This window comes from Parasediminibacterium schistidii (assembly GCF_046546515.1).
In the GTDB taxonomy this organism is placed as follows: domain Bacteria; phylum Bacteroidota; class Bacteroidia; order Chitinophagales; family Chitinophagaceae; genus Parasediminibacterium.
Genome location: NZ_JBKHKJ010000008.1, coordinates 1 through 13,586 on the forward strand (window position 1 = coordinate 1; position 13,586 = coordinate 13,586).

Sequence of the window (13,586 nt, forward strand, 5' to 3'; positions counted from 1 at the left end):
AATCCCTTTATCCCAATATCCAGAATTATTTCTTTTACTTGTATGCCCATACTATTATAAACGAAATAATAGCAAGATAATTGTGTCTGATTACTTATAACTTAATAGATACATAAACCTTCAAAAACGATGCACTACAAGGAAAGGGTTTTAGGCAATATACCCCTTTGTATCGGTAAACTAATATTGCCAGATAACTAAAAATACAAGCAGGGTATATGTTTTGGGGTGCTTATTATGTAAAAAGCATTGTTTATGGGATAGGTGGCAAAAAGAATAGCGGGTCTCGGTGAATTAGATTTTTCATTTAGCCACTAAGTATGAAAACACGAAGGAGCAGAAGATTAATCAATTGCCAAAAAAGTAAGTATAACCTTTTTTAAAAAAGCTTTTCAGCCATTTTTTTGTCGTGGCCATAGATATCTTCCCTGAAATTTAACAACCCTTTTGCATCTACCCAAGCCGTAAAATATTTGATGGTTACAGGCACGGTTGGTTTTGCATTAAACCATTTCTCTTTTGCTAGGGTCATTAGCGTTTTGATAGAGTCTGCCGTGAGTTGTGGTTCCCTGCGCAGCAGGAACTGGGCCAGCTTTGCTGGTTGGCCCAAACGGATGCAGCCATGGCTGAATGAACGCTTGGAAGACGCGAATGCCTCTTTAAAAGGCGTGTCGTGCAGGTAAATATTATAACTGTTTGGGAATAAGAACTTTACCCCGCCGAGCGAGTTGTTGGGCCCTGGCTTTTGCCTCACTTGGGGTATTCCATTATTGTACCCAGTAATTTCCATGTTGTTCTTTTGGAGGTAATTAGGGTTTCTTTTCATGGCAGGCATTACTTCTCTTTTGGTAATATCTTCTGTTACGTTCCAATAAGGGCTGAACACAATATAGCGGAGGTTGCCATTGAAAATAACGGTACTGTTTGCTGCAGTACCCACCACCACGTCCATGTTAAAGCTGTACTTGCCAGAGTCATATACATACAATTTGTACTCAGGTATGTTTACTACAATCCTGTCTGTCTGGGCTGTGTCAGGCAGCATCCACCGTGACCTTTCCATATTAATCAATAGCTTTCGGATTAATGTGTCTATCGGCCTGTTTAGTTCTTTTAGGGTAGCTGCACCTATCTTGCCGCTATTGTTTAAGCCAAGCCTGTCCTGGAATTGTTTTACGGCAATTACCAACGATGAATCAAAGTATTGGCTGGTGTCTTTTGCTTTTAGGTCGCCATATTGGAACAATCGTTTCTTGATAAGTGTAATGTTGCTGGACGAATCTCCCATTTTGTACGACTTGGCAGCAGGAATAGAATCCCATCGAGCTTGTTTTTTTAACCCATAGTAAGTAGCAAGGTATTTTTCCAGCAGGCGGTATTGGGTATTCAATGGTTCGTATTGGGTAATAGATGCGCTTTTTTCATTTATCAGCGCATTTAATGTTGCAGGGATGTCTATTTTTTTTCTTGGGATGAACCAGCCTAGTTCCTTTGCATCAATATCATTGCCTTCATATACTTTAGCTGCATATTTAAAAAACTGTGCTGTAAGCCATACTTCCGTGTAAAAGGAAGTAGTGTCGCCCTTTTTCTTATGAAAAAGCAGCCCGTACTGCTGCTCGTACAAATGTTGCAATTGTGGGTTGTAGATACTGCTGTCGTTTTGGGTGGCTATATAGCTGTTTTGCAGGTTGTAAAAGGAATGTGCCTGTTCTATCATGCCGCTGGTGTCAAACCATGCGTATTCAAAATTCCTATGGGTATAAAAATCAAAAAACTCATCCCGGTATTTCTCTAGTTCTTCGTGTTTGCCAATAAAATTTTCCAGCGAGCTACTATCCAGGAACAGGTTGTTATAAGCGTTTTTAGTGGTAATGCTGCTGTCTTTAGCTGCTTTTTTCCTGCCGCAATGCTTGCAGCCTACTAACAACAAACTGAAAAGCAATATAAATAAACCTGATTTTTTCATGTAGGGGTTAAAATTAGTTGTTTATCAGCAAGGTAGCCGCAACTACCCCTGCAGTTTCTGTACGCAGGCGTGTATTGCCCAGCGATGTGGGCAAATAGCCCTGCTGCAAGGCAAGCCCAATTTCCAGCGGTGAAAAATCGCCCTCTGGGCCTATCAATATTTGTACATTTTTTTCTAATTCCATTGACGGTATTGTTTGTTTGTCTGCCTCCTCGCAATGGGCAATTAATTTTTGTGGATAGCTTGAGTTGGCTATAACCTGTGCAACGGGTGTTGGCGGGTGCAAAACAGGCAGCCATACCTGGCGGCTTTGCAGCATGGCGGCTATTAGTATATTGTTCATCCTGTCTTGCCTGAACTGTTGTTTTTCTGTGCGTTGGCAAAGTAATGGTATTATTTCGCTGATGCCTAGTTCTGTTGCTTTTTCCAAAAACCATTCAAGCCTGTTGGCATTTTTTAGCAGCGATATGCCTATGGACACAATCCTCCCTTGCTTTTCCTCAAAGCTTGATGTTTGTATGTGTACTTCGCAATGGCGTTTGTCTTCCCGGGCAATGGTGGCCGTGTGCAGGCTGCCCTTGCCATCTGTTAGTTGTAAAGGTTCGCCCACTTTCATCCGCAGCACTTGTATGCAGTGCTTGCTGGTTTCTTCATTTAAGATAAAAGCCCCCGTTGTGGGTACATTTTGCTGGTAGAAATAAGGTATAGGCATAATTGTGGAAGCGAAAATAAGCAAGATCCGGGTTTAATGTAACCCTAGGTAAGGGCATAATGAAAAGTTTTATGACCCATTTTCAGGGGCATTAACTGCTTGGTTTAGGTGGCTTTAGGCACCCTGAATTTAATTTTTGGTTATTTCTGCACCTTAACTCATTGAAATACAGGGCTTTTGTTTTTTTTAAAATGAGTGTTTTGTGAGTGAAAAGTGAGTATTTTATGAGTGAAAAGTGAGTGATTCATGAGTGATTGGTGAGTGATTTATGAGTGAAAAGTGAGTGATTTTTCGGGGTGTTTTTGAGTACGGATGTAGTTCATAATAATTTTTTCTGTATGTAAACCTAGATTTTGCATTTGAACCCTATCGCAAGCCCCAATTACTTCAAACAACTGCAAAATATGGGTTTGAAATGGGTTATTTTTTGTTTTTTGGTGGTTTATTTTTTTTGCTATTTTCCTTTTTTGCCTGTAATTCATTGATATTCAGTTGTTTATGTTTTTTTAGCCTCATTTTTTATGATAATTTAAGTGAATTTTATGATAGTTTATTGATAGTAAAATAATAGTAAACTGATAGTAAAATGATAGTTTATTGATAATAAACTGATAAGATTTTGATGGTGGATTATCATTTTCCTAAGCCAACTAACATCCTATCCGGGAGGCAGAACCAATATGCCCCAGGAGAAACGCATCAAAATTTAATCTGCGCCTAATTGCCTATTTTATTCAAAAATGCTTCTTTTCAGTTCTTTTGCCTCATAGCCGGCGGGCTTCGTCCTGGCAACGCCACTCTATTTTATCCTTTGAAAAAAATATGCTGCGCATTTTTTTCAATCAGCCTGCGGCTGACCGGATAAAATAAGGTGGCTTATGCCAGGACTGGTGTCAAACTCGAAGTTTCGATCAAAATTATTCTATGTCTAATTGCCTCTTTTATTCAAAAACACTACTTTTTAGTCCTTTTGCCTCAAAGCCGGCGGGCTTCGTCCTGGCAACGCCACTCTATTTTATCCTTTGAAAAAATATGCTGCGCATTTTTTTCAATCAGCCTGCGGCTGACCGGATAAAATAAGGTGGCTTATGCCAGGACTGGTGTCAAACTCGAAGTTTCGATCAAATTATTCTATGTCTAATTGCCTCTTTTATTCAAAAACACTACTTTTTAGTCCTTTTGCCTCATAGCCGGCGGGCTTCAACCTCACCCCCAGCCCCTCTCCAAAGGCGAGGGTAGCTTTGGCAACGCCACTCTATTTTATCCTTTGAAAAAAATATGCTACGCATTTTTTTCAATCAGCCTGCGGCTGACCGGATAAAATAAGGTGACTTATGCCAAGACTGGTGTGAAACTCGAACATTCGAGCAAAATGAATTTTGATGCTTTTACCTTGTAATATGCCCCTAGTTGCTCCTTTACTACAAAATTGGTATGGATATGTATATAACCCAAAATAAAAATCCTATATGGGGGAAATATGCCCCCATGAGCATCCCAAAATGCCCCCATGATGGGGGAAAATCTGGATTGCAATGACAGATATATAATGACAAGCACCTAAAAAAAATTTAGCCTATTTATTAAGAAATAAGTATGCAGGCACAATTAAGTTAATACTATTTATTTTAAAGACCTCACCCCAACCCCTCTCCGAAGCTACCGTGTACACACATTTTTTTTTAGTGTAATAAAGTACCTTTAATAAATATCTTTTGTGTCTAATGTAGCGGCTTTGCCTATTTTGCGTCCTTTGAGCGAAGCGTTTTACCTTTTTTTCCCCTTTGCGCCTTCTTTGCGTAAATAACGCTGCGAATCTTTGCGGTTAAGCCCTTCGCTTCAATTAAAATGGCCGCTTATACTTCATAGAAACCACCCCGGCCTACGGCCACCCCTCGAGAGGGGAATTGTGTCCGCACAGTAGTTCCGAAGGAGAGGGGCAAGAACGAAACCCTCTTAGAATTATATTAAGGTAATTATGACTTACTACTTAATTTCTTATTTGTTTGTAATAAAATCTGAAAGTTTTTTTAAGGTAGCATCTGTTATGGTAAATTGCTCGCTTTTGTCGTAGATGGCGGCTAAATAAACAATTTGGTTTATTATTTTAACAAAAGTTATCACACGCACACCGCTACTTTTCCCTTTCCCTTTGCTTGTAATAGATAATCGTATCTTATAAAAAGTATTACCTATTGCTGTGCCTTGGGTAGGGTTGGTTTCCAGCGAAGTAATTAGTTGCACCAAATCGCCATTAAGCAAAGGGTATTTTTTATATAGTTTTTGAACTCTTTTTCAAAAGGTGGTATGGTCTCTATTTTATAGCTCATTGATAAAATCGATAGCTTTTTTAGTTTTTACTTTACCCTTGCCTACTATTGCATGGCAGCCTAAAATGAGGCCGTAAACAGTCCAAATCTTTCAGGGTTATTCCCAATTGTTATTCTTTACCACGGGTTTCACCCGTGGCTACTTTTGTTCAACCCCTTCGGGGTTTCCAGCAACGATAGTTCACGCTCATCAGCAAATCCAAAAATAATTAGCCTAAAATTGAGCATATAAATTTCACAATCTTTTAGCAATTGCTTATATATTTGTAGATATACTTTTTAAGGCTGTAAACTATCCATAATTAAATACAATGAAGCAAAGCTCACTTCTTACCAAACTTGTGTTTACCACTATATCATTATTTGTTTTGCTGAATGCCCGTTCGCAAACCGTTACCTCTATTGCAGGTATTGGTTCTGCTGGCTTTAGCGGGGATGGTGGGCTGGCAACGGCTGCACAATTAAATACGCCAGTTGATGTTGCTGTGGATGCTTTAGGGAATATCTATATAGCCGATAAAAGTAATAATCGAGTCCGAAAAATCACTAAGCAAGGGTTGATATATACAATTGTAGGTGGAGGTAGAGGATTTGGCGAAGATAGTTTGGCAACTAAGGTAAATATCAACGAACTTGCTGCTATTGCAGTTGACGTTACCGGTAATATTTATATAGCAGATGCAGCATTTGGGTTTATTAGAAAAATAGATACTGCTGGCATTATTACTACAATTGTAGGAACTGGAACTTCCGGTTACAATGGGGACAATAGGCTAGCAATTTCAGCTGAGATATCTACTCCAACAGGTCTGGCTATAGATCATTTAGGCAATTTATATATCGCAGACGAGGGTAATAACCGTATTAGAAAAGTAAGTAACGGTATCATTACAACAGTAGCTGGTGTTGGTACGCTCGGCTATAGTGGGGATGAGGGTCTTGCAATTTCTGCAAAATTGAAATTTCCTATGAATGTTACTTTAGATATGTCAGGTAATTTATATATTGTAGATGGTGGTAATTATTGTATTAGAAAAATAGATACTGCTGGTATTATCCATACAGTAGCAGGTAACGGAATTTCTGGGTATAGTGGAGATGGCGGTGAAGCTACTAAAGCAAGTTTAGGAATTTTAACTGATGTCGCAACAGATGTTTCAGGTGCAATATATTTAAGTGACATAAAGTATAATGTTATTAGAGTAGTAAGCCCTACTGGTATTATTTCTACGATGCCAAAGAGTCTTGATATTTCAGCATACATAAATGCGCCGTACGGTCTAGATATAGACGCTTCTGGAAATTTATATGTTGCAAATGGTGGCAACAACCGCATCTTAAAAGTAAATGGGATTGGTTTGCCTTTAAACTTGCTTGCTTTCTCTGCCAAAAAACTACCCAATGGCAATGTGGGCTTGCAATGGCAAACCGCCAATGAGATAAACACTGCTAAATTTTTGGTAGAAGCGGGCACTGATGGCGCAGCTTTTAAGCCTATAGGTGAAATAAACGCTAAAGGTGCGGGCACAAATAGTTATAGTTTTACAGATAATGCCTCGCTTTCAACTAACTACTACAGGTTGAAAATGATAGACAAGAATGGCAGTTTTACCTATTCCAATATTATTAAAATAGCCCTTGGTGAAATAACAAAAGAACAGTTTGAAGTATCGCCCAACCCATCTGATGGCGAGATAAATATTCACTTGGCATTACAATCTGCCAAGGCATTGTTTTTCCAACTAATCAATACAGAAGGAAAGTTGGTGGCAAGCCAAAAAAACAATGTGCCAGAAGGAAATAGCATAATAGCATTGCAGATGAAAAACAAATTGGCGGCAGGTATTTATTACTTAAAAACAATAGGTATTAATGGTGACCAAACAGCAAAACAAGTATTGGTAAGATAAAAATACCCTTCCACCGACATTTAACCAACTTTAACAGCGCACTACTTAAACCCTTTAGAATGGCTTTTATCTTAGTATCCATAAAATAAAAGACCATGAAAAAGCAATATGTAATGCTATTTTTAGTAAGTGGTTTGCTGCTTGCAACTGCCACAGCAGAAGCACAGGTAATGATTGGTGGAAGGATAGGCGGAGGCTATGGCTACGGCTATGGGCATGTAGGGGGCGGTTACAGGCGAAGGCCACAATCAAGGGCACCCCGGCAAACGCAGCCTAAGTTTCAACCAGTGGTGTATGCCTCTTTTGGTTATGGCTTCCCCAATTTGGATGCCAACCAGTTTCCTGAATATTACAATTTATACAAGGGCAGCATATCCCAAACTGGCCTGGTTACAGGTGCTTTAGACTACCGCTTCTCCCGCTATACCAGCATTGGGGTAATGGCCACTTACGGAAAGGTAAATGTGCCTTATTATAGTTACAACTCCCCATCAAGCCTTGTGGAAAAGGGCAGCTTGGAAAACTGGAGCGTGATGCTAAACCTAATGCAATACACGCCTATTAGCAATACTGCTACCATGTACCTACGTGGGGCGATAGGCGTAAATTCTTGGAACAATAATTTTACAGATGGGTCTGGTGCTAAAGTGCCACCACCTTTTACGCCATCACTATTGGCTTATCAGGTGGGCATAGGGGCTAGGTTCAACATTGCCGAGAACATGGCTTTGTTTGCCGAGGCTGGCTATGGTAAGTATATTTTGCATGGGGGGCTTTCGTTTAGCTTTCATTAAAAGTTTGCCACAAAGACACAAAGGCTCGAAGAAGCACTAAGAAAAAAGAAGGAAAGATTGTATATCTTTCTTTTCTTCTTCCTTTAAAACTTTGTGCCGCTTTGTGTCTTCGTGCCTTCGTGGCAAAATAAACGAACTAGCAGTGAAAGCATTAATATTGCACCATAAAAAGCAATAGGCAATGGGCACAGATTTTTCAAAGAAAGGTATAGGTACGAAATTCATCCATGCGGGCGTGGAACCAGATGCCAGCACGGGTGCAATTATGACACCCATTTACCAAACATCTACTTATGTGCAGCAAGCCCCGGGGGTAAACAAAGGGTATGAATATGCGCGTAGCCAAAACCCTACCCGCTTTGCCTTGGAAGCAGCTTTTGCCGCCATTGAAAATGGCAAATATGGCTTGGCTTTCAGCAGTGGGGTAGCGGCTACGGATGCGGTTATTAAATTGCTTTCGCCCGGCGATGAAGTAATTGCAGCCAACGATATGTATGGTGGCACTTACCGTTTGTTTACCAAGGTGTTCGAGCGGTTTGGTATCAAATTCATTTATGTGGACACAACCAATGTTGCCAATATTGCAAAAGCCATTACCCCCCAAACAAAATTGATTTGGATAGAAACACCTACCAACCCACTCATGAATATCACGGATATTGCTGCCGTGGCTGCTATTGCCAAGCCCGCAAATGCAATACTATGCGTGGACAATACATTTGCCTCGCCCTACCTGCAAAACCCGTTGGACTTAGGTGCAGATATTGTGATGCACTCTGCCACCAAATACCTTGGCGGGCATAGCGATGTGATACAAGGCTGCTTGATAATGAACGATACTGAACTGCGTGATAAACTTTATTTTATACAAAAGTCCTGCGGTGCAGTGCCTGGCCCACAGGATTGCTTCCTTGTGCTGCGGGGCATCAAAACCTTGCATGTGCGTATGCAAAGGCATTGCGAGAACGGCGAAAAAATAGCCCATTACCTGCAAAGCCACCCTAAAGTAGCCAAAGTTTGGTGGTGCGGTTTCACAGATAATCCCGGCTATGAAGTAGCCAAGAAACAAATGCGTGGCTTTGGCGGCATGATGAGTTTTGAACTGAAAGACGGCAGCCCGGAAAATACCAACCGGGTATTATCGTCTACCAAGGTATTTGCACTGGCAGAAAGCCTTGGTGGCGTGGAATCGTTAATTAACCACCCCGCCACCATGACACATGCCTCTATACCAAGGGAAGAGCGGATTAAAAACGGGCTTTCCGATTCGTTGATACGCCTAAGCGTGGGTATTGAAGACGTGGAAGATTTAATAGAAGACTTGGAAACGGCAATTGGGTAAAATGGCATTTTGGTGTTTGCGTAGGGGCAGGGCTTACCCCTGCCCACTTACATAAATGTCAAATGGGATAAAATTGCTTCCTACTATTGTTCGGAAATATCCTTTGCTGAAAGCTAGCGTATATACACAAATCTCATTGAAGCAAATATTGCCCTCTACTATGTATACCTCACCCCCAACCCCGACCTCACCCCAGCCCTCTCCAAAGGGAGAGGGAGCAAGAACAAAGGCGAGGGGGAGTCAGCCTCCGACAAAAAGCAAGTGATTTTATGATAGATTTCCCTTGCATCTATCTATTTTGCTTACACTAAAAGACCTAAAAAAGATGTGTATATACCCTAGGTGCTGAAAGGGCAGGGGCAAGCCCTGCCCCTACAAGTAATTCCATTTTTGCAACAATTTTTCATTAAAAGACTAGCTACACGCCAAGCTTCAAGTAAAATTTTAAGTTATAATACTTTAATTTTCATGCTTCTTTAAAAAAACACTACACATTAGGAAAGACATTTAATTATCTTCGCCCATTAGTGTTCATTTTACTATATGTAAAATGAACCGTAAACAAGGGAAATATGATTTTGAACTATTTAAAAACGTAACAACAGCATGGATAACACAGTGATACTATTAGTATCAAGTGCAGTGGCACTGGTAGCAGGGATTATAGCGGGTAGGTTCTTATTTGCTAAAAATACCAAAGAACAATTAGACGATGCCGACGTAAAGGCACAAGCAATTATTAAAGAGGCCGAGTTAAGGGCTGAAACAATTAAAAAAGAAAAACAACTAGAAGCAAAAGAAAAATTTGTACAATTAAAAGCTGATTATGACAGCGAGGTACTGGAAAGGAACAAAAAAATTGCAGAGTCGGAAACAAGGACCAAGCAAAAAGAATTGTCTATCAACCAAAAAGAAATTAGCCTTGACAAACAAATAAAAGAACAGGAGGCTATTAAAGAAACGCTTAAAGAAACGCTGGGCAAGCAGGTTAAAGAAAACGATGCAATAAAAGAAAACCTGAACAAGCAGATTGAAGCAATAAATCTGAAGAAAGCTGAGTTTGAAAAGCATGAACAGGAACACTTGCACAGGCTGGAAGCAGTGGCTGGCCTGACTGCCGAACAAGCAAAAGCACAATTGATTGACACCATGAAAGCGACTGCCCATACGCAAGGGCTGGCATTGCAGCAAGAAATCATAGAAGAAGCCAAGGTTAAGGCTAATAAAGAAGCACGCAAGATTGTGATTCAAACAATACAGCGCACTGCGGCCGAGCAAACGATTGAAAACACCGTCTCTGTGTTTAACCTAGAATCTGACGAAATAAAAGGCCAGATTATTGGCCGTGAGGGTAGGAACATCCGTGCATTAGAAGCTGCAACAGGGGTAGATTTGATTGTGGACGATACGCCGGAAGCAATAGTATTGTCTTCTTTCGACCCATTGCGTAGAGAGGTTGCCCGCTTGAGCTTGCAACGCCTGATTGCCGATGGTCGTATACACCCAGCCCGAATAGAGGAAGTAGTAGAAAAAACCCGCAAGCAACTGGAAGACCAAGTATTGGAAATTGGCGAGCGTACCATTATAGAACTAGGCATACACGGTTTGCACAAAGAACTGGTGCGCATGGTGGGCAGGATGCGTTTCCGCTCGTCTTATGGGCAAAACCTATTGATGCACAGCCGTGAAACAGCTAACCTTTGCGGCATCATGGCGGCAGAACTAGGCTTGAACCCTAAGCTGGCCAAACGTGCAGGTTTATTGCACGATATAGGCAAAGTACCTGATGAGGAAACAGAACTAAGCCATGCACTGCTTGGTGCAAAACTGGCGGAAAAATATGGCGAGAACCCTGCTATTGTAAATGCCATAGGTGCCCACCACGATGAAATGGAAATGTTGTTTGTAATTTCCCCAATCATCCAGGCTTGCGATGCCATTAGCGGCGCAAGGCCAGGTGCTAGGCGTGAAATAATGCAGCAATACCTGCAACGCATAAAAGACTTAGAAACGCTTGCCCAAGCATACAAGGGGGTAGAAAAAGCCTACGCGATACAAGCTGGCCGTGAGCTACGGGTGATAGTAGAAGCCGATAAAGTAACAGACGGCGAAAGCGACAAGCTAAGCTTTGAAATAGCCCAAAAAATTCAAACAGAAATGACCTACCCTGGCCAGATTAAAGTAACTGTAATCAGGGAAAAAAGAGCCGTAAACATGGCAAGGTAATATTTGCCTAATTTCCTTTAAATAACAAATAGCCGTAGGCAAGAAGTAGTAAAATACCGAAAACCTACGGCTATTTCTATAAACCCAACACTACCCCTCCAAGGTCGGGGAATATATTGCACAACGCCCCTTTTGCTTTAATCTTCGCTTTGGTCTTCGCTGTTCCCTTCATGGAGGGGTAGGGGTGGGTTACAACGTCTAAAAGCTTAGTTATTTTACTTTTTATTTGTATCATAAAAAACTCATAGTACAATGTCAAAATACGACGACTTAGTAAAAACCAATTCCGCAGACCTGATTGAGAAGCTGGTTGCTTATGTGGTAAGCAAAGACCCTGTGGAAGTATTGTTCAATTTTTTGGATGAGGACCAGTGGGCCATTATTTCCATGCATCAGTATGAAGAGGACACGGAAATATCGCTTCGGCTGCACCTGAACGATTATTACGACCTCTACATTGGCTATTATGATGATGAGGACGAGTTTTTTGAGATAGAGCATCCACTTACTGCTGAGGAAAAAGATTTATTGCCCGAAGGATTAAAAAAAGTAATGAAAAGAGTATTGGATGATGAAAAAGGTATGCGTTTGTCTGGCAATTTTCTTTCTCGCTAAAAAAGATTGCCACGAAGGCACTAAAGCTCAATGAAAAAGAGAGACAGCTAAGTACGGCTGTCTTTTTCAATTATAGTCAATACAATTTGCATAAAGCGTTGTGTTGCTAAGATGTTTCCAGTTTTTGGTAAAATAGTATCATTTACCTCGTCAATATCAGTTTTCCTATTATCTTAGTGCCGTTCAATTAACGATTTGTTTTCATTTAAAAAAGCATATAAAATAACCACATGACTCAAAAAACCAATTGGGGCCGCTTTGGCACATTGATTTCCGTATTTTTTTTCTGGGGCTTTGTAGCAGCCAGCAACGACATCCTAATCCCTGTTTTTAAAAAGGCATTTGACCTTACCCAATTGCAAAGCCAATTAGTGGCCGTGGCTTTTTATGTTGCTTATACCGTTGGTTCTATCATCTACATGATTATCTCAAAAGTTATTGGCGGCGACTTGCTGAATAAAATTGGGTATAAAAATGGCATTGCCCTTGGCTTGTCCATCTCGGCATTGGGTACATTGCTGTTTTATCCTGCGGCTAACAATGGCTCATTTACATTAATGATTGCTGGGCTGTTTACAGTTGCCATCGGCTTTAGCTTGCAGCAAATAGCTGCCAACCCGTTGGCGGTGGTAATTGGCGACCCCAAAACGGGTTCTCAACGGTTGAGCATGGCTGGCGGGGTAAATAATTTTGGCACTACCATTGGCCCTTTGCTGGTAAGCTATGCCATTTTTGGTTCTGTAACCAGTGGCAATACCAATGCCAGTATAGAAAGCGTAAAAATACCCTACTTGATACTAGGCATTGCATTTTTGCTAGTAGCTGTATTTTTCAAGTTTTCATCTATCCCCAATAAAATAGATTTGGAAGAGGTAGCTGTGGAAGAAGCCGATGCCGCTAGCAAAGTGCTGCACAAAGCCTCTCCACTGCAATATCCTCAATTATGGCTAGGAATGATTGCCATATTTGTATATGTGGGCGTAGAAGTATCAACTGCTAGTAACCTGCCAGAATATATGAAGCAATACCTTCATATATCAACTGATAAAGTGGCACCTTATATTTCATTGTATTGGGCCAGCTTGATGATTGGCAGGTGGACTGCCTCCGTTGGTGCTTTTGGGCTGAACAAAACTGCTGAAAAAATAGCAAGCTTAGTAATACCCTATCTTGCTTTTGGTATTTTCTTGGTGGTAAATGCCATTGCACAGCACGATGTAACCCAATTTTTTGTATATGGTTTTGTAATCCTTGCCATGATTGCTGGTGATATTATGAGCAAGGGTAGCCCTGCAAGGATGTTACTTATCTTTTCATCAATGGGTATTGTTGCTTTAATTATTGGTATGCTTACAAATGGTATGGTTAGTGCTTTTGCGTTTATCAGCGTGGGCTTGTTTTGCAGCACCCTGTGGCCTTGCATATTCACATTGGCAGTGGCTGGGCTGGGCAAGCATACCAACCAAGGCAGCAGTTTGCTAATCATGATGATTATGGGTGGTGGCTTGGTTGCAGCATTGCAAGGTGCTTTGGCAGCCGAAAACTTGTTGGGTATCCGTTATAGCTATATCGTTGGCGTTGCTTGTTTTGGCTACTTGGCATTTTATGCTATCAAAGCCAAAAGCGCATTAAAGGCACAAGGTATAGACTACGATGTAAAAACAAGCGGTGGGGGGCATTAAACCTTG

The 13,586-nt window shown here is 40.9% G+C and carries 8 protein-coding genes and 1 pseudogene; 6 read left to right on the plus strand and 3 right to left on the minus strand.

Annotated elements, in window-relative coordinates; translation table 11 throughout:
- Positions 1 to 379: 379 nt before the first annotated feature.
- The 3 genes and pseudogenes from ACHFIY_RS06260 to ACHFIY_RS06270 all read right to left on the minus strand — a co-directional run.
- A complete protein-coding gene (locus ACHFIY_RS06260; protein ID WP_410845213.1) occupies positions 380 to 1,969 on the minus strand; it encodes a L,D-transpeptidase family protein in 1,590 nt (529 codons plus the stop codon).
- A gap of 13 nt (positions 1,970 to 1,982) precedes the next feature.
- Positions 1,983 to 2,681, minus strand: a complete 699-nt coding sequence (locus ACHFIY_RS06265; RefSeq protein ID WP_410845214.1) for an RsmE family RNA methyltransferase — start codon at positions 2,679 to 2,681, stop codon at positions 1,983 to 1,985.
- Between the two features lie 1,998 nt (positions 2,682 to 4,679).
- Positions 4,680 to 4,961, minus strand: a pseudogene (locus tag ACHFIY_RS06270) (type II toxin-antitoxin system RelE/ParE family toxin); the annotation flags it as partial.
- Between the two features lie 361 nt (positions 4,962 to 5,322).
- Between ACHFIY_RS06270 and ACHFIY_RS06275 the strand changes: the two are divergent.
- The 6 genes from ACHFIY_RS06275 (at position 5,323) to ACHFIY_RS06300 (ending at position 13,580) form a co-directional block, all read left to right on the plus strand.
- Positions 5,323 to 6,921, plus strand: a complete 1,599-nt coding sequence (locus tag ACHFIY_RS06275) for an NHL domain-containing protein (protein WP_410845215.1) — start codon at positions 5,323 to 5,325, stop codon at positions 6,919 to 6,921.
- Between the two features lie 95 nt (positions 6,922 to 7,016).
- The gene (locus ACHFIY_RS06280; protein ID WP_410845216.1) at positions 7,017 to 7,715 is read left to right on the plus strand and encodes a hypothetical protein; all 699 of its coding nucleotides are present in this window, start codon (positions 7,017 to 7,019) and stop codon (positions 7,713 to 7,715) included.
- Positions 7,716 to 7,896: 181 nt separating this feature from the next.
- On the plus strand, positions 7,897 to 9,057 hold the full coding sequence (locus ACHFIY_RS06285) for a cystathionine gamma-synthase (protein WP_410845217.1): 1,161 nt from the start codon (positions 7,897 to 7,899) through the stop codon (positions 9,055 to 9,057).
- Positions 9,058 to 9,663: 606 nt separating this feature from the next.
- The gene (gene rny, locus ACHFIY_RS06290) at positions 9,664 to 11,283 is read left to right on the plus strand and encodes a ribonuclease Y (RefSeq protein WP_410845218.1); all 1,620 of its coding nucleotides are present in this window, start codon (positions 9,664 to 9,666) and stop codon (positions 11,281 to 11,283) included.
- A gap of 252 nt (positions 11,284 to 11,535) precedes the next feature.
- Positions 11,536 to 11,898 carry a hypothetical protein gene (locus tag ACHFIY_RS06295; protein WP_410845219.1) on the plus strand — a complete coding sequence of 121 codons (363 nt, stop codon included), beginning with the start codon at positions 11,536 to 11,538 and terminating at the stop codon, positions 11,896 to 11,898.
- A 230-nt stretch (positions 11,899 to 12,128) separates the two neighbouring features.
- Positions 12,129 to 13,580, plus strand: a complete 1,452-nt coding sequence (locus ACHFIY_RS06300) for an MFS transporter (protein ID WP_410845220.1) — start codon at positions 12,129 to 12,131, stop codon at positions 13,578 to 13,580.
- Positions 13,581 to 13,586: the final 6 nt, after the last annotated feature.